Origin of the sequence: Paenibacillus sp. MZ04-78.2 (assembly GCF_024213375.1) — a bacterium.
Taxonomy (GTDB): domain Bacteria; phylum Bacillota; class Bacilli; order Paenibacillales; family NBRC-103111; genus Paenibacillus_G.
In genome coordinates, this window is record NZ_JANAVJ010000026.1 from 1 (window position 1) to 24,905 (window position 24,905).

A 24,905-nucleotide genomic window follows, 5' to 3' on the forward strand; every position below is an offset into this window, starting at 1 on the left:
AAGCTATACCCTTACATTCTCTGGAAGTTGGGTGATTTCCCTTCAATAGATTTGATTTTCGCGTAGTTTCACCTGCGAAATGTGGGGTTAAACTAATCAACAATATTTTTTATTTGTCCACTAATAATAAACGAAGATCCAGATGAATGGTAATTCCCTTAGGGGCTGCCATTCATCTGGATCGTAGTACAGTTCATAATGGTATAGGCATGGCTACATAACAACACCAATGCATTATTATAAAATTTGAATATCAAGTTGCCTCAGCAAAAACCTTCACATACGAACGTTTGTTTGATACACTAATTACAAATAAACGTTCGGGAGAGATTGGCATGGCTCAACAAGAATTGATGACGTTGAAGAGATTTCAAGAAAAGTTTCATTCGGATGACGCATGCCGCGAGCATCTGTTCCAGATCCGCTGGACGAACGGCTTCTGCTGTCCCAAATGCGAGCATACTGCATTCTACTTTCTGGAAACCCGCAAGCTGTATCAATGCACGCACTGCAAGCATCAGGCATCTGTTACTGCCGGGACGATTATGCATAAATCTCACACTCCGCTGCTGACCTGGTTTTGGGCGATTTTCCTTGTGGCGCACGATAAACGCGGTGTTTCCGCTGTTTTCCTTTCACGTGAGCTGGAAATCTCCTACCCAACCGCGTGGTTATTGCTTCACAAGATTCGCAAAGCCATGGGAGATCGCGACGCCCACTACCAACTGGTTGGTTTGGTCGAGTTGGATGACGCTTTCTTCGGAGCGCCAACAGAGGGTGGCAAACACGGTCGCGGCACGGATCAAACGCCAGTACTTGTTGGGGTATTGCTCAACAAACAAAGCGCCCCGCTATTCGTCAAGATGCAGGTGATTCCGGATGTCAAAGGCAAGACGCTCGTCAAGTTTGCTAAACAGCACATCGAACCAGGTTCGACGATCAGTAGCGACGCGTATCGTTCGTACCATGCACTCGCTAAAGAATATAACCACCAACCGATCAGGTTCAATGTAAAGGACAATCCTGATCATTTGAAATGGCTGCATACGATGATTTCCAACGCGAAAGCCTTTATCGGCGGCACGTTTCACGGTTTAGATTCCAAACATCTGCAATCCTATTTGAACGAATTCTGCTTTCGCACCAATCGTCGGCAGTTTGAAGGTCAGATGTTTAATCGCCTGCTGGCTGCTTGTGTTTCCACCGATACCGTCACCTACGGCGATTTGACCGCATAAGCCAAGCGGAGCTAACTTGATATTCAAATTGATAAATAGTAGTGTAGTAATCTGATTCCTCGATATCTGGGCAATGATTGATGAAATCAATAATGCGAACTGGACCAACTTCTTGAATCTTCCTTAAAATATATGAAGCTGTTTTTTCGTCATAGGAATAGGTGGCATATCTTCGCAAATCAACAGAGCATTATAAATTATAAACACAAGCCCTTATTTAATTGATATGTAACGCATAAAAAAGTCTTCAAATGTCTGATCAACCTTCGTTTTGGCTATAACGTAACCTCTTAGATAATTGATTTTATTTTTCAAACCCCTTGGTATAGAGGTATAGTACTGGAAAAAGCTATATGGCCAATCATTCGTTACTTCATAAACCTTACTCATTAACTTGTTCAAGTTCCACAAATTTACAACATACCAACTTGTTCTGTTCTTTGCTTTATCAATATCAGTATAAATCTGATCTTCCTTACTGCTTATATGATAGTTTATAAACCAACTTATTCTCTTTACAAATATATAATATTCTAATACATTCATCCCGTTCCAAATGACCCCTTGTTGAGTCACTTTATCGAACATTAACATTAGATTCTGTTTATCCTTAGCACTAAAGGTATATAAACTAGATAATTTGCATGAGCAGTTTGAACAACTATCTTTGATTACGTCAATATAGGTAACATTATTGTAGCAATTTTTACAATTGTTATGAAGCTCTACACAGTGTTTAGGACATACAATGATTGGTGCAACCATCCACTGGATATGATGGTATGGTTTTTCTGCTATACAGAGCGGGCAATATTTCGTGTACTTTTGTCTCCAAAAACAGGATAGATATAGTCCATTTTCACTTATGAATTTGAAAGAATTATTCGTATAATCATGGTTGTTTTTTTCATTAATAAATTTCATCACCAGGTTTATATCATTGCCGCTCCTTTTTAATAAATCATTGATTCCATATTCGTTAATTAACATATTTCGTGATATATAATTAACTTCTGCAACTCTGCATAGATACCCTTCAAAAGACTCATCTTCATAGCAGTAGGGTCGATTTCTAAGTTTGTCGCTTGTCGTCAGTATCATTCACTTTACTCCTATACAGCAAAATGCCTAGCGCTCAGATTGAAGGCTAGGCATTTTGCTGTATAAATATACGTGTATGTGCATATTATTATACTTTCTAATGAATTCTGAAACAAACTGTCCAACGAATTATGTTACAATTCCAATTAATTCTGGAATTTCACACAAGAAGAAAAGAGGCCCGAAGGCCTCTTTTCTAGCTGCAGCGGCTGTAGCCGCAGTTGCCGCAGCTTTTACAACCTTCGCTGTTAATCAGCGAAGCCGAACCGCAGGACGGGCACAGGTCAAGAGACGTGGCCGCGCTGCGTGTTACCGCATATTGAGCGGTCGCTTCCATCACGACCTCCTGCGTGGCGGTGATATAGTCATCCGCACTGTCGGAGAAATCGCCGTGCATTTCAAGCGCTTTGGCGACGGCGTCGGCAATCGATTCGACGCGGTTTGCGCCGAAGCCGATCGCGCCGGAGCCGCCGATGCCCTTGAGGTGCTTGATCAGCAGCTGCACCTTGTTTCCATGGTCGCCATAGCGCAGGAACAGCGAGCAGACGCGTCCCAGCGCTTCGGACATCGCGAAGACATCAGAACCTGCTTTACCTACGTTCAAGAAAATTTCGCTCGGGCTGCCGTTCATATCGTTGATCGTAATGTAAGCCATCCCGAACGGAGTGTTGAATTTATACGTCGCCCCACGCAGAGCCTGTGGACGGCGTTTGTATTCCTTGTCGAACACCTGCTCCGTCTTGGCGTCAATGTTGACCGCCAGCGATTGGGACAGGTTGGTGAGCGACTTCTCCTCGCCCGGAGCGGATGGCTCAACTGCGGCTGGCTGTGCTGCCGTTTTCGCTTCCGCAGCCTTCTCTTCCTTCTTGTCCGTGCTCAGCACCTGCACGTCGCGGCTGCCGTCCCGATAGATCGTCACGCCTTTGCAGCCCAGATCGAAGGCAAGCTCGTACAACTGCTTCGTTTCTTCAACCGTAAAGTCGGCCGGGCAGTTCGCCGTCTTGGAAATTGAGCTGTCCACCCATTTTTGAATGGCGGCCTGTGCGCGAATATGATTTTCCGCGGACAAATCCATGGCGGTAACGAAATAGTCCGGCAGCTCTTCGTTCGGATGCCGATCCTTCCATTCCTGAGCGATCGGCACGTACTGCTTGTCGAAGCCGAGACGGCTTTGACGGTAGTACTCGAACGCAAAGTACGGCTCGATCCCTGTCGAGGTGCCCACCATCGTTCCCGTGCTGCCCGTCGGCGCCTGCGTAATGACCGTTACGTTACGCATGCCCTTCTGCTGGATGGCGGCGCCCACTTCCGGGAAGACGGATGTCATATGCTTCATGAAGCCGCTCTGCAGGAACGGTTCCGCTTCGAACTGCTTGAAGGAGCCCTTCTCTTCCGCGATATCGGCAGACGCCAAGTACGCTTCCTTCGCCATGAAGCTGTACAGCTTATCGAGGAATTCGAGCGATTCCGGACTTCCGTAGCGGATGCCCAGCTTAATCATCAACTCGGCAAGGCCCATGGAGCCAAGTCCGACACGGCGCTCGCCCTGTTGATTCACCCGGTTTTGTTTGAAGTGATACGGAGTTTTGTCAATAACGTTATCCAGAAAACGCGTGGAATAACGGACGACCTCCGCAAGCTCGTCCCAAGCCACGTCGTGATTATGCTCATCGTAAAACTTGGACAGGTTGATCGCGGACAGATTGCATACGCCCCATGCCGGCAATCCCTGCTCGCCGCAAGGGTTCGTGCAGATGATCGGGTTGAAATACCAGCTGTTGGACATCTGGTTGTAATATTCCATGAACACGACCCCGGGCTCAGCCGATTTCCATGCGGATTCGATAATCGTATGCCACACGTCGCGCGCTTTGACCGTACGGTAATGGTTTATTTTTTTACCTGTCTTTCTCCACTTGTCCAAATCGCCGTCCCACAGCTCGTCATATTCGGGGTCGATCGTATCCGGATAGACCAATTCCCAATCCAGATCCTCTTTGACCGCCTTCATAAAACCGTTGCTGACGCATACGGACAAGTTGGCGTTCGTGATCTGGCCCATCGTTTGCTTCACGGTAATAAAATCGACCACGTCCGGATGCCAGTCGTTGATCATCAGCATCAGCGCGCCGCGGCGGCTTCCGCCCTGTTCAATCAAGCCGGTCGTGTAGCTGAACAGTCCGCCCCATGACACCGCGCCGCTCGAAGAACCGTTGACGCCTTTGACAACGGAACGCCGTGGACGAAGCGAGGACAGGTTAATCCCGACGCCGCCTCCGCGCGCCATAATTTCCGTCATTTCGGACAGCGTCGCCATGATGCCTCCGCGGCTGTCATGCGGGGACGGGATGACGTAGCAGTTGAACAGCGTCAATTCGTCGCTTGCGTCCGCTCCCGCAGCGATCCGCCCGCCGGGCACAAGCTTCCAGTCGTCGAGCACGTAACGGAACTTGTCCGTCCATTCCTTGCGTTTCTCCGGAGTTGCTTCTACGGAAGCCATGGCAGCGGCCAAGCGGTCCCACATCTGCTGCGGCGTTTTTTCCAGTGTCAGCGTCAGCTTCTCGACGGAGGAATCGACAACCTCTCCTCTCCGCAGCTTGACTTTGACCTGGTTTCCTTGACGTTCAATGACTTCCCCTACTTCCTTGGCCGGAAACTTCGGATCGTCCTTCGTCAGCACCAGTACCGTATCTCCCACTTTTGTATTGCGGGTATCGGCATCCTTCATCGCATAACGGTCAAGAAATATTTTTTCGCTTAAGCCTTCCAATTTGGTCTGCTGCATGGTCTTCAAAACAACAACCTCCCGGAAATATTTTCAAAGATAGATCACAATATCTGGTATGCGAAATTCATTATACAACACAATATATTGTGTTACGAATAGGCAAAAAGCGGATTTAACGGTGTAGTAAGGAATACAAGCCCGGTAGCTTCTTTTTTCGCCATCAGGCTCTCTTTTTCGTTGATGAACTATTCATCTTTTTCGACAAAACCGGCCCAAGTTGACGGAAAACTGGATCTAAGCACGCCCAAAAACATGTTGAACCTAACCTTGAAAATCCGTCCTTAGCTTCGTTTTGACAACGAATCAGCCGATTAATAGTCTACTGATAGTATAACCGAATTCGGCAGTATTATCAAACGTATGTTCCCATTTCCAAAACCTACTTGATACGGGAAGCGTACCCAAAGAAAAAACCTTCGGAGCGCTATCTCCGAAGGTTCCATTCTTCATTTCCATATTTTTCTTCCGCCAGCCGTCCCGCCAGCTCCTGCTCGTACTTAGTCAACTCTCCGGGAACCAGCTTTACGCCCAATCCCTCGGCCATACCGGCCAGAAACGCCTCTTCCGTCTGCGCCAGCCCAGCCGGCGGTTGTCCGACGCTGCGAAGCAGATCGTTGATCGCGACCGCCTTCCGCAAAAACTGCTGCTTCATCCGTTCCATGATCCGTTCGTTTTTGAATCTCAGCAGGCGGAACAACTGGTCCGCATCGAGATCGAGCAAAATCGACCCGTGCTGCAGCACAACGCCCTTCTGCCGGGTCTGCGCGCTGCCGGCCACCTTGCGCCCCTCCACGACAAGCTCATACCAGGAAGGCGAATCGAAGCAGGCCGCCGAGCCCATCGACTCGTACTTGCTCTTGTCCTCCTCGCTTTCGAGCTGTACCATATCGGCCGCCAGTCCGAGCTTGCGGAACCCGAGCAGCAGCCCTTCGCTCAACACCCGATACGCTTCCGTCACGCTTCGCGGAATGCCGGGATAGTCCTCGGACACGATGATGCTGTACGTTAGCTCCTTGTCATGGAGCACCGCCCTTCCTCCGGTCGCCCGGCGGACGAAGCCGATGCCTTCGCGCTCCAGCGCATCGAAATCGATCTCTTCCTTCGCCTTCTGAAAATAACCGATCGACAACGTCGGAGGATTCCAGCCGTAAAACCGCACGGTAGGCGGCGCCGCTCCTTCGCCGTGCGCGGTCAATATCGCTTCGTCTACCGCCATATTGTAAGCCGGAGAACCATAGCCGGACCGAATCCATCGCCATTCCTGCGTCATCCGCGATCCCTCCCATTTTGTATCGCCACCGGCCGCAATGCCGGGCTTTACCTCTTCCCTTTCTTTACCGACCTGCCACCGCAAAAATTAAGAGCCCGGCGTCCGTCCGCCAGGCCCCATTCCTTTCATCATAAAGCATTGCCAGTTCGTTTGAAAGACTTTATTTTCGTACATACTAAAAATTGACTCGATTCGTTACCCGATGGAAAAGGAGCGCGTCCGATGCAATCCACCGAGCGAAAAGAACACTTGCGTCAATTGAATGAGCATGTTCAGCTGTATTTTGAACGGGATTGGTTCGAGGAACTGCACGACCGGGCGCAGCGCAACGGTCCGTGGGATGACTGGACGATGTTCCGGCTGGCCGAGGAGGCCGAGCAATCGGGGTTGATCCGCAGCTTCGACGAGCTCCAGTGCATGTCGCATTTGCCGAATCTGGTGCCGATGGATCATCAGATCGATACCGCCAAAAAAGTACTGACCGAAATGCGCGGACGGGCCATTCTGGCGGACGAGGTCGGGCTGGGCAAAACGATCGAGGCCGGCCTCATTCTCAAGGAGTACATGATCCGCGGACTTGTCCGCAAGGCGCTCATTCTCGTGCCCGCTTCGCTGGTGCTGCAATGGGTGCGCGAGCTGAACCAGAAATTCGGCATTTCCGCCGTCGCCCAGAAAAAAGAATACATGTGGGCCGCGAACGATGTCGTGGTCGCTTCGATGGATACGGCCAAGCGCGACCCGCACCGGGACATCGTGCTCGGGCTGGAATACGATATGTTGATCGTGGACGAGGCGCACAAGCTGAAGAACAAAAAGACGACCAACTACCAATTTATCAACGAGCTGCGCAAAAAGTACTGCCTGCTGCTGACGGCGACGCCGGTGCAGAACGACTTGAAGGAGCTGTATAACCTGATTACCTTGCTCAAGCCGGGGCAGCTTGGCGGTCAGGGCAGCTTTCAGGCGAATTTCGTTGTGGACAAACGGATTCCAAAGAACGAGGAGCAGCTTCAGCACGAGCTGAGCAAGGTCATGATCCGCAACCGGCGCAGCGACGGCAATGTGAATTTCACCAAACGGATCGTGCGCAATATCCCTTTGCAGCTCTCGCCCGAAGAGCAGGCGCTGTACGACGGCGTGACCCGCTTCGTCCGCGGGCGCTACGAGGAGTCCGGCGGCGATATCGGCAGCATTTTGTCGCTTGTTACGCTGCAGCGCGAAGTGTGCTCCAGCCGGGATGCGGTATTCATCACACTCGTCAACCTGTTCAAGAAAACGGAAGAGGACTCGCCGCTTCGCGCTAAAATCTGGGAGCTTGTCGAGCTGATCCGCAGCATCAAAGCGAACACGAAGGCCGAAAAAGTGATGGAGCTGATCGGCGACATCGGGGAAAAAGTAATTATTTTCACGGAGTACCGCGCGTCTCAGGAATATTTGCTGCAATATTTGAAAGAGCGGAAAATTTCCGCCGTCCCTTACCGGGGCGGTATGAACCGGGGTAAAAAAGACTGGATGATGGACTTGTTCCGCAACCGGGCCCAAGTGCTGATCGCCACCGAAGCCGGGGGCGAAGGCATCAATCTGCAATTTTGCCACCATATGATCAACTTCGACCTTCCGTGGAACCCGATGCGGGTAGAGCAGCGGATCGGCCGCGTACACCGGCTCGGTCAGCAGGAGGACGTCAAAATCTACAACCTGTCCACCCTCGGCACCATCGAGGAGCATATCTTATCGCTGCTGCACGAGAAAATCAACATGTTCGAGCTGGTCATCGGCGAGCTGGATACGATTCTGGAGCGGTTCGAGAAAAAAGCATCGCTCGAATCGCATCTGGCCAAATTGATTTTGTCTTCGCGCAGCCAGGAGGACATCCGCCGGCAGCTTGACGACCTGGGACGCTCGTTTACCGTTGTCCGCTCCGAGGTGGAGCAAGAGTCGCAGGATAACACGCGGCTGCAAAGCGTGCTGAACGCGGTAGGCCACCCTACCCCTGAGCAGGACCACAGCGGGGAGGAGGCACGGCTATGACGATGACGGCGGATCAAATCCGCTCCTTCGTGCTGCGCTATCTGGAGGCGGAGCAGTGCGACATTATGGAGAAGCATCCGGCTTACGTGACCGTGAAGCTGTCGCCCTCCGCCGACAAGGATTTGAATCACCGCCCTTATTACTGGAGCTTCGTCGAACGGACCGGCGTCACCCCGGAGACGATGACGTGCACCTTCGTCTTCGACCCGGAAGCCTACCGCGAGCTGCAGCCGCACGGCCCTCCCGGCGGGCCTCAGCCCGGCGTCAGCACCGCCGCTCCCGGGCTCGCGGGCACGGCCGGGACGCCGCCCGGCGGGCCCCCCGCAGGAGCTGCGTTGCAGACGGGCACAGCTCCCGGCGGGTCACCACAGCCGCCGCAGGGAGACAGCATCCTCGGCCGCTATTTCGGCTTCGTGCCGACAGCTTTTACTGCGCGCATTCCGCGGGACGAAGTGACCTACGGCAGCCGACGGCTGGAGCAGCTGTTCGCCGCCGTCCGGGCCAAGGGCAAGTATGTCCGGCTGTTCGAGCAGCACGTGCCGGAGCAGCCCAGGCGATCCGCAACCGTGCCTTACGATACTTGGCTCGCCGTCAATTACAAGGTGGAGCTTGCCTGCGATATGAAGCGCAGCGAAATTCACTCGCTGGGCATCCAGTTGCAGACGGGCGTGATCCGCGAGCGGTTCATGGATTGGATCGCCCCGGTCGCTTTTACGCCGCAGCTGCCCGCTCACGTCTACATTACGCCGGACCGGATTGCGCTGCCCCGCGCAGTGCTTTATCTGGAAGAGCATCTGGAAAGCAAGCTGGCCAAGTACGACCACCGCTGGGCGAAGGAAGCCCAGCTTCGGCTCGCGGATGAACAGGCCCGCGTCCGCGATTATTACGAAGCGCTGCTCAAGACCCCCGAGCCCGATCAAAGACCGGACATCGAGGCGCAGTACGCCGGGCGCTCCCGGGAAATCGAATGGCAGTACCGCCCGCGCATCCGAATATCCGCCATCAACTGCGGATTGTTCCACGTCTCCTCTGCGAAACCGCCCGTGTACTGACGAACAGGCGCGAAACGATACGTTTTTCAGAGGAAAGTATTTTTGGACAGGCTACAGGTTCTAACAATCTTTTCGGCGCATACCTTGTACAATAAAGGCATATTCGCAGTGGAATGCGCATAATGCCGATCTCAGGGCAACGACTCCCAAGCGAAGCAGGTGAAACTATGAAAAAGCTTACGTTCGCGCTCGTCTCGCTGCTGCTCGGCACAAGCCTGCTTGCAGCCTGGCCGCTCGAATCGCCTCCCGCGCATGCGGTGCAGGAAACGAAGCCGTCGCCCCCTCCGTCCGCGCCGCCAACGGAACCGGCAACCGACATTGCCGCTCCGACGCTGCAAGCGGCCGTGGAGCGGTTTATGAAGCAGCTCGCGCTCCAGCCCGGCTTCGAGCCGTGGCAGCAGGCGTCCTGGACAAGCTATCCGCTCGGACCGGGCATGCGTGGCTGGGTCATCATCGTCAGCGCCGGAGGCTCGGAAGCGGGCTATCTGGTTCTCCACGCCGGAGAAGCGGATACGTACCGGCTGACCGAGTACGGCAAAGGCGCTTACCCGTTATTCAGCTTGCAAACGCTGCATCGAAGCTTGGTGCAGCTTGAACTTATCGAATATCCGCATCAAGCCGAGAGATTATACTTCGGTCCGCTGCAGGCGCTCTGGAAAATTACCGTGCAGAAGGCGGACCGCATCTGGTATATCGACGCCAAAACCGGCGAGGAAATGCCTTTCGCCGGCGACGCCAAGCTGCCCAAGAGCAAACCGGCGCACGCGCCAAACTCCACCAATACCGATGCCAAGCATACGATACGGGAAAGCGGACAAACGGAGCCCGCAGAGCCTTATGCCCGGCTGCCGTGGGTGCAAAACAAATCGGGCAAGCCGCTCCCCTTCGACGATCTGAAGCAGTTGATCGCTCAAGGCAGCAAGCCGGTGTTCGCCGCCGAGCTTTACGAGGGCAGCGTCACCGTGCCGCTTCCCGTCGCAGGCTTTCAAGTGTGGTCCAGCGGGGATCGCTTCGTGCAATTCCGGCAGGACGACGACCGCTTTCTTCCCTACGAGGCGCTGCAGCGTCTCGGCAGCTTTTACCCTGAACCTACGGTTTCTCCTCTTCCCTATATCGAAAAGCTTCCCGCCTGACGGCAAGAAGCTTTTCCTTTTTTTATTAGGTATTATGCTTTTGATTTCACTGCTCCGTTCTCTTGCTTAGGCTCCTTCCGAAGCGCCGGGCGCCCTCGCGCAAAGGCTTCGTCCACATGTCGATGGCCACCGGCAGCATGCCGAACCAGCGGTATTGCCACGGCTCCTTGCCTTCCCTCCGGTCCGCCCGTACCTGCCTCCGCACCTCCTTCGGCGTCTCGATGTACCGGACGAAACGCTCCGTTACATATTTTACAAGCTCGTCGCTTTTCGCCATGTTGCCGTTCACCTCTACATCCCAGTATGATCCGCACCCGGCTGCGGCAAACCTGCCTTCGTCTTATTCAAGCCGGTAACGGTCGGTCGCGTGCAAAAAAACACCCGGTTGCCGGGCTGCCTGCGACAGTCCGACAATCGGGTGTTTTGCCATGTGATGTGATGAGGTTTAAACCTTCTCCGGCGCTTCCAGACCGATCAACGCCAGACCGTTCTTCAGCGTAATCCTTACGGACTCCGCGAGCGCAAGACGCGCTTTGCGCACCTCGGCATCCTCCGCCTTCAATATCTTGCATTCATGATAGAAACGGTTGAAGCTTTGCGCCAGATCGACCAAATACCGGCTGACAATGGAAGGCTCCAGCTTATGCATCGCCTGCTCGACCCGTTCCTTGAACAAGTACAACTGCCTCAGCACGCCTTGCGCCTCTTCATTCTCCAGGTGCTTCGGATCGAAGCCTTCGAACGACTGCGTCTCCGACGGATCAGCTTTGGCCAGCACGCTGCACGCCCGCGCATGCGTGTACTGCACGTAAGGACCGGTTTCGCCTTCGAAGTTCAGCGCCTCTTCCCAAGAAAAGACGATATCCTTAATCCGGTTGTTGCTCAGATCGTTGAAAATAATCGCTCCGACGCCGACCTTGCGGGCGACATCGTCTTTATTTTCGAGATTCGGATTTTTCTCTTCGATGATTTCGCGGGTCTTCTCGATCGCTTTGCCGAGCAGCTCCTCCAGGTTGATCACATTGCCCTTCCGGGTCGACAGCTTCGCGCCTTCCAGGCTGACTTTGCCGAACGGCACGTGCTGCAGTTGCTTCGACCAATCGTAGCCCATCAGCTCGATCACCTTGAACAACTGGTTAAAATGCAAGCTTTGACCCGCATCGGTCACATAGACGGCTCTGTCGAAATCGTACGTCTTCTTGCGGTACTTGGCCGCTGCCACGTCGCGCGTATGATATAGCGTTCCGCCATCCTTCTTCACCATGAGCGCCGGAGGCATATTGAAATCGTCGAGCCGGACAAGCAGCGCTCCGCCGTCTTCTTCCAGCAGGTTTTTGGCCTTCAGCTCGTCCAGCACCTCGGCCATTTTATCGTTATAGAAGCTTTCGCCGGCATACGAATCGAACTTCACGCCGAGCAGATCGTACATCTTGTGGAACTCCTTCAAGCTGATGTCCACAAACCAGCGCCACAGCCTGTGCGCCTCCTCGTCCCCCTGCTCCAGCTTCACGAACCAGGCGCGCGCCTCGTCCTCCAGCTCCGGCTTCACGTCGGCTTCATCATGGAACTTGACGTAAATGCGCTGCAGCTCGTCGATGCCACCCGCTTCGACGGCCGACTGATCCCCCCACAGCTTGTAGGCGACAATCAGCTTGCCGAACTGCGTGCCCCAATCGCCGAGATGGTTGATGCCCACGCTGTTGTAGCCCATAAAGTTGAAAATGTTATAAAGCGCATTCCCGATGACCGTCGAGCGGAGATGCCCAATATGGAACGTCTTCGCGATATTCGGCGAAGAGAAGTCGATGACAATATTGCGTCCTTGACCGTATTCCTGCGAGCCGTAACGGTCTTGGCGCGCCACTACTTCACCGATGACTTCTTTAGCGAAATCGGCCGGGTTCAAAAATACATTAAAATAACCGGACACCGCATCCACCCGCTGAACCGATGCGTTGTCGCTCCAGCCTGCCTTCAGCTCTTCCGCAATCGCCTGCGGCGCCTTCCGAAGCTGCTTGCTAAGCTTGAAGCAGGGCAGCGACAAATCCCCCATCTGCGGATTCGGCGGATATTCGATCAGCTCCGCCAGCGCTTCCTGCGATATGCCCTCAAGCTTTGCCGCCAGCTGCCCGGCTAACCATTGTTTGTAATTCATACACGATGTGCCCCTTTCTTCGAACGAACGCCGCCATCCCGCAGTACGCTTTGATACAAGAAAGCACCCCGGTCGGGGTGCCGTTTTTCAACGTCGCACGTAGGTGTTGCCAGCCTTTGCATATGTTCCATTATATCGGGCGCGAAAAACCGAGTCAAGCCGGGTTTGCTGCGTCATCTCAGGGATTTTGGCGGTTACAAGTTTAAAGCATTTTCTGCATCATGACGACGTCCAGCAGCTTGCCGAATTTGATACCGACCTCTCGCATCGTGCCTACGGTATCGAATCCGAACTGCCTATGAATGTGAACGCTGCTGTCGTTGCCCTCCACGATCCGTGAAAGCACCGTATGCAATCCGGCCTTTTTCCCTTCGGCCAGCACGGCTTCCAGCAGCTTTTTCCCGAGTCCCTGACCGCGGTGCCCGTCCCGGATATATAAGGACAGCTCCGCCGTACGCGCATAGGCGAGCCGGTCGGAGTACCGGTTCAACGCAGCCCAGCCGGGAATTAAACCGGCGTCTTCGGCGACGACGACCGGGTAAGCTTCGCCATGCTGTTCGAACCACTCCAACTGCTGCTCCAGCGTGCGCGGAACCGTATCGAACGTCGCCAACGTCGTTAGCACGGCTTCGTTATAAATATCCAAAATGTGCGGTACATCCGCATGTCCGGCCCGTCTGATCTCCATTAGAAGCCCGCTCCCTCTCACAAAATCCTAATGATTTTTTCGCCTAATATAGCAAGGTTTCGGGAGAAAAGCAAGACTTCGAACAGGTAGCTGTATCACAAGCCGAGCGTCTCCGTCATTTCCTTCTGCACCGCTTCATCCTTCATCATGCTCACGGCTTTTCGGAAATCCGTGTACATCACGCGGTCTTCGTCCAGAAACGGTACCTGCTTGCGGCACTGGGCGTATACCCATGCCGTTCCCTTGCCGAGCCCGTCGGCACCGCGATAATCGGCCGCTTGCGAGCCGCAGAGCAGCTCGATGGCAACGACGTTGTATGCATTTTCGACGATTTTGGCCGCTTTCCTTGCGCCGATTGTCCCCATGCTCACATGATCCTCTTGATTCGCCGAGCTTGGAATCGAATCGACGCTGGCCGGATGCGCAAGCGACTTGTTTTCGGAAACGAGCGAAGCCGCGGCATACTGCGCAATCATGAAGCCCGAGTTCGTACCGCCGTACTTCGTCAGAAACGGAGGCAGTCCTCCGCTCAGCTGGGGATTGACCAGCCGTTCAATTCGCCGCTCCGATATATTCGCCAGCTCCGCCACCGCAATGGAGAGGAAATCCATCGCCAGCGCAATCGGTTGACCGTGAAAATTGCCGCCGGAGATCACTTTCTCCTGCTCGGTGAAGATGAGAGGATTATCCGTTACCGAATTCATCTCGATCACTAATTTATCGTGAATATATTGAAGCGCATCGGCCGAAGCGCCGTGAACCTGCGGTACGCAGCGCAGCGAATAAGCGTCTTGGACGCGCAGCTCCCCTTGATTCGTCATCAGACGGCTGTCTTGGGTTAGCTTACGGATATTCGAAGCGGTTTGCTGCTGCCCGGCATGCGGGCGGATATCGTGAGTTTCCGGGTCGAACGCCTGCCTCACGCCCTGCAAGGTCTCGGTGGTCAAAGCGGCAGCGCAATCGGCCCATTTGGCCAGTTGCAGCGCGTCCCAGCAAGCCAAAGCGCCGACGGCAGTCATCACTTGCGTACCGTTAATCAGAGCCAGGCCCTCTTTCGCTTCAAGCGACACCGGTACGATTCCGGCCTTGTCCATGGCTGCTTTTCCGTCCAGCTTCTCCCCCCGGAACGACGCTTCCCCTTCCCCCATCATGACCAGCGCCAAATGGGACAGTGGGGCCAAGTCGCCGCTTGCGCCGAGCGAGCCTTTCTCCGGGATCAGCGGCACGACGCCTTTGTTCAGCATATCGACCATCGTCTCCACGACGGAGTAACGTATCCCGGAATAGCCCTGGATCAAGGCGTTGATGCGCAGCAATACGATCGCTCTCGCCACTTCCTCCGGGAACGGATCGCCGATTCCGCAAGCGTGGCTGCGGATCAAATTCACTTGCAGCATCTTCGCGTCCTCGCTCGAAATGTACGTGTCGCTGAATTTGCCGAAGCCCGTGGTCAAGCCGTAGACGACCTTTTTCTCCGCCAGCAGCTTCTCGACGTATTGTCTGCTCTTCATTACCTTGGCTTCGATCGAAGCGTCAAGCTCGACTCCGTAGCCGCGGCGCGCCACGAGCACGACCTCCTGCAAGGTCAGCTTGCCGCCGCCGATCGTAATAGACGCCGTTTTTATCATCACGAATCACTCTCCTTATAAAATGGACAAAAAAAAAGAGGCCACACCAAATCAATGGTCGTGACCTCTAAACGAAACTATAAGACTATGGTCTGCAATTATTCAATTGAAACGCCTGAAACTGCGATCCGGTCATTCAAATATGATTGATACCGAAGCCCAGCACCTCGTGCTCGAAGCCTTTTTTCGGAGCGCCGATCGTGCCGTACATGCATACGCAGATCCATTCCCCTTCGTCCGGCTGATCCTCCCCGGTTGACAAAGGGCCGCGAACGATGGCGAAGGTCAGCCCTACCGTACGCAATACATCCCGAATCTGCGGGGTTCCGCGGCTTACCCCCTGCAACGCCTCAAGAATCGCGTGGTACAAGCCGTGCGTCTCCCGGTACCGCTTTTCGTCGATGATCCGATTGTTTTTGGCAGCCGTTTCGATGGCCGCAACGACTTTCGCGCTGTCCATGGAGCCGACTTTCCCGACGGTATGCCGGTAACCGCCCGCTTCCAGCTTACGTACGATATCCGCCCCCAGCGCATGGTCGTGCATCATCGCCAATAAGGCGGTTAATTTGCCGATCGTAGAAGGAATCCCTTGCTGGCCCGTCACTTGCATGCCCCTTTCCTGCGAAAAGCCACAATAAAAATAAAAAAGACGCTACAACAGCAAATGGGAAAGCTTCTTCCCGCTCCCATAAAACTTGCCTTGTATCGACCCGACTATACGCTAAATTGTCTAAAAGGATTTTACTCATCGCTAAAGTACCTGATGAAATTGTATCATACATCATGCGGGTTGACAACGAGGCGCCGAGCAACGAAATCCATAATGACAAAAACATCCCGCTCCTCACTCAAAAAGTGAGGCGGGATGTTTGTTTTTTCACTTCAATTGAATGGGTTGCTGTTGTGTAACGCAATGAATCATTCCGCCATCTTTATAAAGCTCCCTTACGTCAATACCCACCACTTTACGCTCCGGATATAGTTTTTGGATGATATCGTTTGCTACTTTATCGTTAGGATCGTTATAGTTAGGTACCAAGACGACTTTATTCCCTATATAAAAATTAACGTACGAACCTTTATAATCCAATTTCTCTCCACTATCTAAAGTGACGTTATTTTTACTGAGCGGCAAATTTACATACTTGTAAGGCTCGCCTGAAGCATTTGTTGAATTCAATAATGTTTTAATATCTTTGGCTGGCAGCCCCCATTCGGCCAAGTCGGTTTCTGAAAATGTAATGATCGTAGATTTGTCGTAAAATTTAGCAAATCCGTCAATATGGAAGTCAGTAATGTCTGTGCCAGCTACGCCGTCCAGCCAAATAAATTTTTTAACGCCAAGGATGCTGAGCTGTTTTTCAATTTCCGCTTCGGATAAATCAGGATTTCGGTTTTTATTCACAACAGAGCTTCGGGTAGATAAAAAGGTACCATTGCCGTCCAGTTCAATAGCTCCGCCCTCGATGACGAGTTTGCGCGAATCAATTCTTTCCATTTTTAATTCCTTACTGAGGTGCTCACGAACGGAAGCGTCCTTTTCAAAAGGCGTTTTCTTCCCCCATCCATTAAATCCCGGGTCCCATATTTTTAACTTTTTCTCTTGGTCATAAACAAAGATCGGTCCATTATCCCTTGTCCACACATCATCCGTAGGCGAAATAAAGAAATCAACCCTGTTCATATTTACGCCTTGGCTCGCAAGAGTTTTACTAATTTTTTCTTTCTCTTCTTGATTATAGGCAACAATATGAACTTTCTCGCCTTCGCTTAAAGCACTTGCCATCTTGACCCAAATATGCTCTATTCCTTTTTTATAATTTTCGCCATAGGTGTATCCATGTGGCCATTGTAACCAGGTACCTTCATGTTCGCTTTTTTCATCCGGCATCGTGTATGTAACCACTTTTTGTGCCTCCTTTATAGGTTTACTTTCCTTCCCATTTTCCCCTTCTTTCCCAGCTTTCCCTTGGGCACACCCGCTAATGATGGATGCGCATAGCACAGCGAATAAGCAAGACTTCACCGTTTTTTTCATAGTTATACCCATTCCTTTCGCTGCGCTCAAGGCACAAAACGGTATGAAATCGTTGTGCTCTGAGCTCATTTTTATTTATTCTAAGCCCATAGGGGTACCAGTTAACTACAAATCACGCGGAGGTGAGTGGGCTGCTCCTGCCTGGAGTAACCGCATATTTATATGTGTAGATTGCCTTTCCAAGCACAAATAAGTGTGACATCCGAGCACGCAGACTTATCTTTGTATAAACATAACTCGTTTATTGCTGGGCAATCAGTCAATGCTGCCTATCCCTATACATCTTCGAGAGGAGTTTCCTATGGGTTTAAAAATTGTCTATCCCATCTGCTGCGGCATCGACGTCCACAAAACCTTTGTCGTTGCCTGCATCGCATCAACCAACAGCAAAGGGGTCACTACGTACAAACGCCATCGCTTTTCGACCTTTACCAAAGGGCTGATCGAGCTGTCACAATGGCTTTGTGAACATGACTGCAAGGCTGTCTGTATGGAATCTACCGGGAAATACTGGATTCCCGTGTTCAATGTTCTTGAACATTCCTGCAATATCACGTTGGCCCATCCAAAGTACGTCAAAGCAATTCGCGGCAAAAAGACGGATAAAAAGGACGCACAATGGATCGCCGATTTGTTTAAGCATGATCTTGTCGCCGGAAGCTTTATGCCCCCGCTGCCTATCCGGCAACTGCGCGACCTCATGCGCTATCGCTTTAAGCTGACAAACTTTGCGTCGAGCGAAAAAAATCGGCTTCAAAACAGCTTAACGGTTTCCAACATCCAGCTTGGAAATGTGGTATCGGATACCTTTGGCAAGAGCTCCATGAATATCATCGACAAGCTTCTCGATGATCCGCTTAATACTTCTTTTGACATCGAATCTCTTATTCACGGTTCATTGAAGAAGAAACTTCCTGAACTTGAACTGGCTATTCAGGGGCTGATTACACCCGAACAGGCCGGAAAAATAAAGGTGATTAAAGAGCATTACGAGGACCTCGAATCCCGTAAAGCGGATTTAGAAGCCATTATTCTTTCTCTTGCCGAGTCCTACTCAGACGAAATCAACTTGATCTTAACTGTTCCGTCCTTCAAAAACCTTTTTTCCGCCATTGCCGTGGTTTCGGAAATCGGTGTGAACATGGACGTGTTCCCGACAGCTAAGCATCTATGCTCCTGGGCAGGACTTACACCCACCAATAACGAGAGTGCCGGCAAGAAAAAGTCAGTAAGGATTTCAAGAGCAGGCTGTTACATCAAGCCCCTTTTGGTACAGTGTGCCACCGCTGTGGTCAAAAGCGAAAAGCATCCTGAAATCCGAAACCGCTACTTACAACTCAAAAAGCGTCGAGGCCACAAGCGCGCCATTATTGCTATTGCGAGAATGCTCTTAACAGCGATCTACCACATCTTGAAAAACAAAGAACCCTACAACGCAGAATTGTATAAAAAGTCGGATGTTCTTTCAGTAGACCGTGAAATTACGGTCGAGCAAGCCATTATTATAGCTAAAGCCCAGGGTTATCGCATTCTGCAAATAGCTACCTGAATCATTAAAATAACCTAAATTTACCAATAAGTCGTCTTTTCGATGGCTTGTTTGCTATGCCATTCTACGTGAGTGCGATAAATTACTTTTGATTTCAGACTTATCCTCCCAGTTTAGTTCTAGCAAGTGTTCACGCCGGTATCTGTCTGTGCGCGATTTCATGACGCCTATGTTTGGTGTTGGGTGCATGCATGACCACAGTATAAAGCTTCACACAGTGTGAAGCTCAAGTCTTTTCGTTAGCTTGTCTTACGACCGAAAAAGAAAAAAGGACAACCTCTACAAGGTGGCCGCGATTGCTTCATCAGCGCCATCCCTAAGTAAAGGCTTGTCCTGCCAAATCAACTCGTTTTTATGGCAATACCCACTTCCGTGACAAATGCGTCTTTATCTAATGTAACAAACTCATCTGCATAATATTTTTCAATAAAAGGGCCCTCTAAATGGTATCCATTGGAATGAGCCCAGTCATACAGGGCACTATAAGCATAACTAATATGGTCATAATTCCCTATATGGACGGTACATATATAATTGGTTTCCTCAAATAATTTGATCCTCGCATCTTTTACTTCCGTTGTTAATCCTATGGGTTGAACGACTTCAACATCGTACCGATAAAAATCCTTTTCCTCAATAGAATGAAAAATAGCAAAATGTTTGCCTGTCAACATAAGATTCATTTCATTGACGGATGCATCAAGCTCATTCATTAACAACTCCAAGTCATCTGCATCGACAACTCTTCTTAAGCATAAGGCATGGAATGGTTTCCTTACTCCCCAAAGCACATCATAGGCGTTCGCCTTCATGATGGGATTCGCGGGTTCAATAACCTTTTTCATTTCCTCGATCACATGAGTATATTCCATAGCTTTTTCATTCAATTCGGCAATCTTCTGTTGATATAAGGCTTTGATCGCTTTCGAATCCATGTCGAGCACATTCTTTATTTCATCCATTGAAAAATGGTATTTACGCAACAATTTGATTCGATTCACGATTTCAATATCATCGTTCGTATAATATCGATAACCGTTCAATTCATCTTTTTTGGGCGTTAATAAAGCTTTCTCATCGTAATACCTGAGCATTCTTTGGGAGATTTTATTAATCTTCGAAAATTCCCCTATTTTGTACATCAACGCTGTGCTCCGGTAACCTTATACACATTTGTATACAAGATTCCTTTAAAAAGCCCAAACTCCTCTTCTGTGAGCATTTGAGGATAGCTCATCATCTTGAGCGGTAATTCTGACTGCCCTGTCCGAAGTGGGGGTTGTACGTATTCGAAAGGATTGAGTTGAAACCCTAATCGCTCATAAAAGCCTATTCTCCGTTGGGCCAAGTCCGTATCAGGAAGTTCGACCTCCAATAAAATGGGTTTTAATGACTCTTGGATATACGCGGTCATTAATTTCCCACCTACGCCACTTCCCCGCGTGGCTGGATCGACGGCAATATGCTCGACAAACCGGAACAAAGGAAATTCCCATGCGGCCAAAAAGGCGATCATTTGGTTATTGTCATCCGTTTCCGTCATGAGACGGTAATGCGGATCGGCCAGCAGCTCCTTCTGCCCGGCATAAGTTCTCCGTTCGTTCTCAGGAAATGAGGCTTCCATAATCGCGTAGATTTTATCAAACTCTCTGTCGTTCATGATCAGATTCTCCCTTAGCATCGAATTCAAATCGGGATAACCGGCAGCTTTCCAATTCTTTCAACTGCACGTTGTCTATAATCTCATTTGCAGCCAAGCGGCTAATAACAGGAGCCAGCGTAATAGCAGAATGCATAACTGCCAAGTAAAGACCCTTGATCTGATCATGAAATCCAACAATAGGGTAACCGTCTTCAGGCATGGGTCGCATTCCAACCTTGATGCTTTGCAGCTCCAAATTCTCGCCTCCTTTTAACTGGTGACGAAGAATTTCCAACGCTCGCTTTCCAATGGCCTCCGGCCCATTTTCACCCGACTCGTCCATATAATCTTCCGCCGCAATTAGCGTATCATCGGTTAATTGCCTTGCTTCAAACTCTGAATTGGTAATCAAGGTGTGGATTAACTTTTGTTTCGATTTCATGTGAATGATAATGGAAGGCGAAGGAACGACAGGAACATCGAAGCCTAACGGCTTACAGAGCTCGGGCACAGCCGCGCCCGCGGCCATGACGATGACGTCCGATTCTATAAAGCCATGTGAGGTGTATACGCCAACAACCTTGTCGCCCTCTTTTTTTATTTGCACAACTTTTGTATCAAAAAGGAGTTTCGCTCCATTTGCCTCTGCTTGCTCCACTAAACGTTTGGTTGTTAAAATTGGATCTAATCCGCCTTCTTCAAACGCAAAACCAGCTTCCTCCGGATATTCCTTCAAATTAGGTTCTAATTCCAGGATCTGCTGCCGAGTCAGCTTTTGGATATGAGACTCCTCCGCATTTGTAGGAACTCCCCATGTCAGTGCTCCGTGCCAGTTTATCTTTAAATCCGGCAGCTCTTTTTCCAATTCATGATATTCGGCTAACGTTGCCTCATACAAATGTCGAAAATTTTTTAATACCCGGCCCGAAGGATTTATCCAAGCGAAAGATTTTTCAGTTACACCACAGGCAACTGTTGAATGACTCTCGATTAACGTGACATCCTGATTCCGTTTTGATAAGTTATAGGCCATTGACGCACCGACAATACCTGCGCCAATCACGATAATCTTTTGTTTCCTAATCATGTATGTTTCCCCCTACAACCAGCGTTTACTCCATAAAATCATTGCCATAATATTGTAGCACACGACAAGGTGCGATCGGAAATCTGACTCCCAACAAGTTCATTTACCAATGTTGCTATTTTGCGGCGGTACTTGTATCCGATGCCCCTTCATGTTGGGGCTATCCTGTTACGCGCTTGTGTCCGGTACTGTCCCGGCGTTACGCCCGTCCACTTCTTAAAAGCGCTTTGAAATGCGCTAGGCTCCGAAAAAAACAGCAAATAGGCAATGTCGCCGATCGTATAATCACTTTTTTTCAAATAACTCATGGCCAATTCCTTGCGTACCCTGACAGATAATTCATTATACGAAGTCAGCTCTGCCTTCAACTTATTCTGAAGTGTTCTTGTGCTTATTGCGAAATGCTCTGCGGTTTGCTGCAGGGTCGGAAAAAAGGATGGAACACACTCCTTCATCCATTGAACTACCCGATCTGAAAATAGGCTTTCCTGTGTCAGCTCATCTCTGGTTTCCTGTGCCATGTTCTCGAAAAGCTCCAGCAGTCTTGCATCGGAATACAAAATCGGGTATTTCAGCACGTCCTTACTCATACGAAGAACGTTGTCTTTCTCGCCAAAGCGGGGAGCTTTCCCGAAAACCGCCTTATAGGGCTCTATATCCGCCGGTGCGTCATGTATAAATTGAATCTCATGCAACGGGATGCGGCAGTTGCTAAGCTTGTTGATCAAATGATACAGCGAGCTCGCCATCTCCTCCACACTATGACGCGAGATTTGACCGGGATGCTGTAAAAAATAGCGGATCAGGACGTCGTCGCCCTCCACTTCCCACTCCAGATGAAATACGCTGCACAGAATCACATTGTATCTTTGATAAGCGGTTAGCGCATCGACAATGGTTTTGGAATGCAAAATCACATAACCGAGAATGCCCATATCGGCAAGCTCTATAATCTGTCCTTGGTGCAAGCCGAAATGATCATCCTGCGTGTAATTCACTGCGGCGACCATCAATCGCTCCAATTCCTGTTCCGTAATACGGGCCTCTTTATCCTGCAACAAACGACTGTCAAACGATGCATACCTGAAATATGGATTCAGTTCATATCCTTTATGCGTCATTGTCTTCATCATCGGATATAGTATCGAGATGGGAACTCCCCGGTTCTTCAATTTTCATTCCCCTTTTGCGCGAATCAGCAAGACCCTTGCGCTGTCGAGCATTCATTTATTTTTCAATTCGTTCTATGCTAATTACAGACTTGTATTTATATTATATCGCAAACAGCCACTGAGGTAAGTGATTCATTGGGGGCAAGAGGAGGAACTGAAAATGAAATCGAAGATTCTCGTTATTAACGGACATCCCGACCCGCAGAGCTTCTGCGCGGCCTTGTCCGACGCTTATATGAAAGGGGCTGCGGCCAGCCAAGCCGAGGTTCGCTCTATTGATTTGAGCAAGATCACATTTGACCCGAACCTGAAATTCGGTTACCGTAAACGAACGGAATTAGAGGAAGATCTGATCGAAGCGCAAAAACTCATCCAGTGGGCGGATCACCTTGTATTTGTTTATCCTACATGGTGGGGTGTAATGCCAGCCATTCTGAAAGGATTTATTGACCGGATCTTTCTCCCCGGCTTCGCTTACAAATACCGGGAAAATTCTTCACTTATCGATAAGCTCTTAACCGGCAAGTCCGCGCATTTGATCGTCACGGCCGATACTCCGTACTGGTACAATAAGTTAGCCTATGGTCATGCAGAATACAATGTGATGAAACGCAACATATTGAAATTTTGCGGAGTGTCGCCTGTACGCGTTACGGAGCTTGGTCCGATCAAAGGGTCATCGGAAGAAAAGCGCGCGAATTGGCTGGCTAACGCAAATCAGCTTGGGACTCAATTGGCTTAAATACTTTCTGATCTCAATATACATCATCACTTAGAGGAGCTGCGCTTAAGCAAGCTCCTCTATTTCGTTGCCATAGGAATGAAACGCTTGACATTAGGTCTGACCTAAGGTATATCGTTAACATATTCCAAACCTCATCCTTGGGAGTGTCGTTTATGAAGAGTGAAATTACGATTAGTGAATTAGCTAAGCTGATGAACGTGTCTGTTCATCAAATTCGTTATTTTGAAGAAAAAGGGGTCCTACAACCTGCTTACACAGATAACAATCAGTATCGAATGTACGGCATCGATCAAGTTTACCAACTAGCGCATATTTTGCTGCTTCGCAAGCTCGGGGTACCCGTTCATTCCATAAAAGAATGTATGACTTCCTATTCCGCGGATCAATATCGACAGCTTCTTCATCATTCCCTGCGGGAAGTGGATGCGGAGTTGCAACGACTCCAAGAGCTTCAGCAGTTCATCAAAAAAGTGTTGCATGAACAACAAAGCTTTAGCCTGCACCCCAATCAATACCAAATCAAGCGGCGAGAACCTACTTATTTAGCACGCTGGATGGAAGTGGATTCACATACGAAGCTGAATGCCACACGATTGACCAGACAGGCGAATCGCGTTCCGAACTTGTTCGAATCGGACATTCATTATTTATACAATGGTTCGAGTGATGGTTCAAGTGATGGTTCGAGCACCGTCACCTTATGTCTGGAAACGCAAGCCCCTGGCGATTTTTCTTTGCCTGCAGGTGATTACCTTTCCATCCAGAGCCTTGTGGATGAAGAAGAGCCTGAACAGATGATTAAACAGTTTTACGACTATGCCGCTGCGCAGTCTTATGTCATAGCAGGACCTCTGATCCTCGTTGAAAAATCTTATTTATCCCTATTTAGCCAAAACAAGCTGCACTATGAACTGCAAGCCTTGATCGAACCGGTTACAAATTCCGAAAGGGGAATCGAACATGACGGTAGCGCCAATAACCATTGAACCTATGCAGGCCAAGTATAATCCACAGATCAGCCGATTGATTGTTCACGGGTTTCGCGGAAAATTTCAAAAATTGGTAAACAAGAATGATGACGAGCTCGCTCTTTTTTTCGAAAAGCTTTTCGACCATTTTCCCACGGAACCGGCAAGTCAAAGAATGGTCGCCCTGCAAGAGGGAGAAGTGATCGGAACGATCTCTATCAAATGGAAGCCCGAATCTGACATGAATCAAAAGCAAGGGCTTCCTCCGTTGAAGAGCTTCGATAGGTTCGGAAAATGGAGCCTGTTTAAAATGCTGCTTGGATTACATTTATTAGACCATAAACCACAGGCTGGAGTATGTTATATTGCAGACATTGTTGTCCATCCGGACCATCGAAGCAAGGGAGTTGGAAAGCTGTTACTTCAGTGGGCGCAGCATTTTGCGCAAACGGAAACGCATCTGGATACGCTGAGCTTGCACGTTGTAGGCAGTAACCCGCGTGCCAAGCACCTATACGAGCTCCTGTCATTCCAGACTCAGTCACAACATAATAGCTTCGTGCGGCATCTTTTGTTCAAGGAACCAAAATGGTATTACATGGTTTTAAAATCAAAATGAT

The 24,905-nt window shown here is 50.2% G+C and carries 21 protein-coding genes; 8 read left to right on the top strand and 13 right to left on the bottom strand.

Annotated features, from left to right (window positions below; translation table 11 throughout):
* The first annotated feature begins 335 nt into the window (after positions 1 to 335).
* A complete protein-coding gene (locus NLX71_RS17305; RefSeq protein WP_254365054.1) occupies positions 336 to 1,238 on the top strand; it encodes an IS1595 family transposase in 903 nt (300 codons plus the stop codon).
* A gap of 213 nt (positions 1,239 to 1,451) precedes the next feature.
* Here NLX71_RS17305 and NLX71_RS17310 read toward each other — a convergent pair whose 3' ends face one another.
* The 3 genes from NLX71_RS17310 to NLX71_RS17320 all read right to left on the bottom strand — a co-directional run bounded on the left by NLX71_RS17310 (position 1,452) and on the right by NLX71_RS17320 (position 6,397).
* Positions 1,452 to 2,339, bottom strand: a complete 888-nt coding sequence (locus NLX71_RS17310; protein WP_254365055.1) for a TniQ family protein — start codon at positions 2,337 to 2,339, stop codon at positions 1,452 to 1,454.
* A 196-nt stretch (positions 2,340 to 2,535) separates the two neighbouring features.
* Positions 2,536 to 5,133, bottom strand: coding sequence for an adenosylcobalamin-dependent ribonucleoside-diphosphate reductase (locus tag NLX71_RS17315; RefSeq protein WP_254365056.1), 2,598 nt, complete (start codon positions 5,131 to 5,133; stop codon positions 2,536 to 2,538).
* A 418-nt stretch (positions 5,134 to 5,551) separates the two neighbouring features.
* Positions 5,552 to 6,397: a lipoate--protein ligase family protein gene (locus tag NLX71_RS17320; RefSeq protein ID WP_254365057.1), complete on the bottom strand. Its 846-nt coding sequence runs from the start codon at positions 6,395 to 6,397 to the stop codon at positions 5,552 to 5,554.
* 222 nt (positions 6,398 to 6,619) lie between these two features.
* On the opposite strand from NLX71_RS17320, the gene NLX71_RS17325 reads away from it, so the two are divergent.
* The 3 genes from NLX71_RS17325 to NLX71_RS17335 all read left to right on the top strand — a co-directional run bounded on the left by NLX71_RS17325 (position 6,620) and on the right by NLX71_RS17335 (position 10,613).
* Positions 6,620 to 8,428 carry a DEAD/DEAH box helicase gene (locus tag NLX71_RS17325; RefSeq protein ID WP_254365058.1) on the top strand — a complete coding sequence of 603 codons (1,809 nt, stop codon included), beginning with the start codon at positions 6,620 to 6,622 and terminating at the stop codon, positions 8,426 to 8,428.
* Positions 8,425 to 9,480 carry a YqhG family protein gene (locus tag NLX71_RS17330; RefSeq protein ID WP_309248964.1) on the top strand — a complete coding sequence of 352 codons (1,056 nt, stop codon included), beginning with the start codon at positions 8,425 to 8,427 and terminating at the stop codon, positions 9,478 to 9,480. The genes NLX71_RS17325 and NLX71_RS17330 overlap by 4 nt, the downstream gene beginning before the upstream one ends.
* Before the next feature lie 167 nt (positions 9,481 to 9,647).
* Positions 9,648 to 10,613 (top strand): hypothetical protein, encoded by a 966-nt coding sequence (locus tag NLX71_RS17335; RefSeq protein WP_254365059.1) that lies wholly within the window; start codon positions 9,648 to 9,650, stop codon positions 10,611 to 10,613.
* A 46-nt stretch (positions 10,614 to 10,659) separates the two neighbouring features.
* On the opposite strand, the gene NLX71_RS17340 is transcribed toward NLX71_RS17335, so the two are convergent.
* The 6 genes from NLX71_RS17340 to NLX71_RS17365 form a co-directional block, all read right to left on the bottom strand.
* Positions 10,660 to 10,890, bottom strand: coding sequence for a YqzE family protein (locus NLX71_RS17340; protein WP_254365060.1), 231 nt, complete (start codon positions 10,888 to 10,890; stop codon positions 10,660 to 10,662).
* Between the two features lie 168 nt (positions 10,891 to 11,058).
* Positions 11,059 to 12,768 (bottom strand): arginine--tRNA ligase, encoded by a 1,710-nt coding sequence (gene argS / locus NLX71_RS17345; RefSeq protein WP_254365061.1) that lies wholly within the window; start codon positions 12,766 to 12,768, stop codon positions 11,059 to 11,061.
* 202 nt (positions 12,769 to 12,970) lie between these two features.
* Complete coding sequence (locus tag NLX71_RS17350) at positions 12,971 to 13,456, bottom strand: GNAT family N-acetyltransferase (protein ID WP_254365062.1); 486 nt, start codon at positions 13,454 to 13,456, stop codon at positions 12,971 to 12,973.
* 95 nt (positions 13,457 to 13,551) lie between these two features.
* A complete protein-coding gene (gene hutH, locus NLX71_RS17355) occupies positions 13,552 to 15,084 on the bottom strand; it encodes a histidine ammonia-lyase (RefSeq protein ID WP_254365115.1) in 1,533 nt (510 codons plus the stop codon).
* A gap of 136 nt (positions 15,085 to 15,220) precedes the next feature.
* Positions 15,221 to 15,694, bottom strand: a complete 474-nt coding sequence (gene hutP, locus NLX71_RS17360; protein WP_254365063.1) for a histidine utilization transcription antiterminator HutP — start codon at positions 15,692 to 15,694, stop codon at positions 15,221 to 15,223.
* Positions 15,695 to 15,961: 267 nt separating this feature from the next.
* A complete protein-coding gene (locus NLX71_RS17365) occupies positions 15,962 to 17,122 on the bottom strand; it encodes an agmatine deiminase family protein (protein ID WP_254365064.1) in 1,161 nt (386 codons plus the stop codon).
* A gap of 301 nt (positions 17,123 to 17,423) precedes the next feature.
* Here NLX71_RS17365 and NLX71_RS17370 point away from each other — a divergent pair, with 301 nt between their 5' ends.
* Positions 17,424 to 18,671: an IS110 family RNA-guided transposase gene (locus tag NLX71_RS17370; protein ID WP_254365065.1), complete on the top strand. Its 1,248-nt coding sequence runs from the start codon at positions 17,424 to 17,426 to the stop codon at positions 18,669 to 18,671.
* Between the two features lie 341 nt (positions 18,672 to 19,012).
* On the opposite strand, the gene NLX71_RS17375 is transcribed toward NLX71_RS17370, so the two are convergent.
* From NLX71_RS17375 to NLX71_RS17390, 4 genes are all read right to left on the bottom strand, one after another.
* Positions 19,013 to 19,813 carry a MerR family transcriptional regulator gene (locus NLX71_RS17375; RefSeq protein WP_254365066.1) on the bottom strand — a complete coding sequence of 267 codons (801 nt, stop codon included), beginning with the start codon at positions 19,811 to 19,813 and terminating at the stop codon, positions 19,013 to 19,015.
* Positions 19,813 to 20,331: a GNAT family N-acetyltransferase gene (locus NLX71_RS17380; RefSeq protein ID WP_254365067.1), complete on the bottom strand. Its 519-nt coding sequence runs from the start codon at positions 20,329 to 20,331 to the stop codon at positions 19,813 to 19,815. Before NLX71_RS17380 ends, NLX71_RS17375 begins: the two co-directional genes overlap by 1 nt.
* Positions 20,312 to 21,400, bottom strand: a complete 1,089-nt coding sequence (locus tag NLX71_RS17385; RefSeq protein WP_254365068.1) for an NAD(P)/FAD-dependent oxidoreductase — start codon at positions 21,398 to 21,400, stop codon at positions 20,312 to 20,314. Before NLX71_RS17385 ends, NLX71_RS17380 begins: the two co-directional genes overlap by 20 nt.
* 149 nt (positions 21,401 to 21,549) lie before the next feature.
* Positions 21,550 to 22,572, bottom strand: coding sequence for an AraC family transcriptional regulator (locus NLX71_RS17390; RefSeq protein ID WP_254365069.1), 1,023 nt, complete (start codon positions 22,570 to 22,572; stop codon positions 21,550 to 21,552).
* Between the two features lie 160 nt (positions 22,573 to 22,732).
* On the opposite strand from NLX71_RS17390, the gene NLX71_RS17395 reads away from it, so the two are divergent.
* From NLX71_RS17395 to NLX71_RS17405, 3 genes are all read left to right on the top strand, one after another.
* Complete coding sequence (locus NLX71_RS17395; RefSeq protein WP_254365070.1) at positions 22,733 to 23,314, top strand: NAD(P)H-dependent oxidoreductase; 582 nt, start codon at positions 22,733 to 22,735, stop codon at positions 23,312 to 23,314.
* Positions 23,315 to 23,469: 155 nt separating this feature from the next.
* Positions 23,470 to 24,303: a helix-turn-helix domain-containing protein gene (locus NLX71_RS17400; RefSeq protein ID WP_254365071.1), complete on the top strand. Its 834-nt coding sequence runs from the start codon at positions 23,470 to 23,472 to the stop codon at positions 24,301 to 24,303.
* Positions 24,278 to 24,904 carry a GNAT family N-acetyltransferase gene (locus NLX71_RS17405; protein ID WP_254365072.1) on the top strand — a complete coding sequence of 209 codons (627 nt, stop codon included), beginning with the start codon at positions 24,278 to 24,280 and terminating at the stop codon, positions 24,902 to 24,904. Before NLX71_RS17400 ends, NLX71_RS17405 begins: the two co-directional genes overlap by 26 nt.
* Position 24,905 lies beyond the last annotated feature (1 nt).

Excerpts from the sequence above, each read along its gene's own strand:
- NLX71_RS17325 (WP_254365058.1), top strand. The coding sequence starts at position 6,620 with ATGCAATCCACCGAGCGAAAAGAACACTTGCGTCAATTGAATGAGCAT.
- NLX71_RS17375 (WP_254365066.1), bottom strand. The coding sequence starts at position 19,813 with ATGTACAAAATAGGGGAATTTTCGAAGATTAATAAAATCTCCCAAAGA.
- NLX71_RS17405 (WP_254365072.1), top strand. The coding sequence starts at position 24,278 with ATGACGGTAGCGCCAATAACCATTGAACCTATGCAGGCCAAGTATAAT.
- NLX71_RS17395 (WP_254365070.1), top strand. The coding sequence starts at position 22,733 with ATGAAATCGAAGATTCTCGTTATTAACGGACATCCCGACCCGCAGAGC.
- hutP (WP_254365063.1), bottom strand. The coding sequence starts at position 15,694 with ATGCAAGTGACGGGCCAGCAAGGGATTCCTTCTACGATCGGCAAATTA.
- NLX71_RS17340 (WP_254365060.1), bottom strand. The coding sequence starts at position 10,890 with ATGGCGAAAAGCGACGAGCTTGTAAAATATGTAACGGAGCGTTTCGTC.
- NLX71_RS17330 (WP_309248964.1), top strand. The coding sequence starts at position 8,425 with ATGACGATGACGGCGGATCAAATCCGCTCCTTCGTGCTGCGCTATCTG.
- NLX71_RS17385 (WP_254365068.1), bottom strand. The coding sequence starts at position 21,400 with ATGATTAGGAAACAAAAGATTATCGTGATTGGCGCAGGTATTGTCGGT.
- NLX71_RS17320 (WP_254365057.1), bottom strand. The coding sequence starts at position 6,397 with ATGACGCAGGAATGGCGATGGATTCGGTCCGGCTATGGTTCTCCGGCT.
- hutH (WP_254365115.1), bottom strand. The coding sequence starts at position 15,084 with ATGATAAAAACGGCGTCTATTACGATCGGCGGCGGCAAGCTGACCTTG.
- NLX71_RS17350 (WP_254365062.1), bottom strand. The coding sequence starts at position 13,456 with ATGGAGATCAGACGGGCCGGACATGCGGATGTACCGCACATTTTGGAT.
- NLX71_RS17400 (WP_254365071.1), top strand. The coding sequence starts at position 23,470 with ATGAAGAGTGAAATTACGATTAGTGAATTAGCTAAGCTGATGAACGTG.
- NLX71_RS17305 (WP_254365054.1), top strand. The coding sequence starts at position 336 with ATGGCTCAACAAGAATTGATGACGTTGAAGAGATTTCAAGAAAAGTTT.
- NLX71_RS17370 (WP_254365065.1), top strand. The coding sequence starts at position 17,424 with ATGGGTTTAAAAATTGTCTATCCCATCTGCTGCGGCATCGACGTCCAC.
- NLX71_RS17335 (WP_254365059.1), top strand. The coding sequence starts at position 9,648 with ATGAAAAAGCTTACGTTCGCGCTCGTCTCGCTGCTGCTCGGCACAAGC.
- NLX71_RS17380 (WP_254365067.1), bottom strand. The coding sequence starts at position 20,331 with ATGAACGACAGAGAGTTTGATAAAATCTACGCGATTATGGAAGCCTCA.
- NLX71_RS17365 (WP_254365064.1), bottom strand. The coding sequence starts at position 17,122 with ATGAAAAAAACGGTGAAGTCTTGCTTATTCGCTGTGCTATGCGCATCC.
- NLX71_RS17310 (WP_254365055.1), bottom strand. The coding sequence starts at position 2,339 with ATGATACTGACGACAAGCGACAAACTTAGAAATCGACCCTACTGCTAT.
- argS (WP_254365061.1), bottom strand. The coding sequence starts at position 12,768 with ATGAATTACAAACAATGGTTAGCCGGGCAGCTGGCGGCAAAGCTTGAG.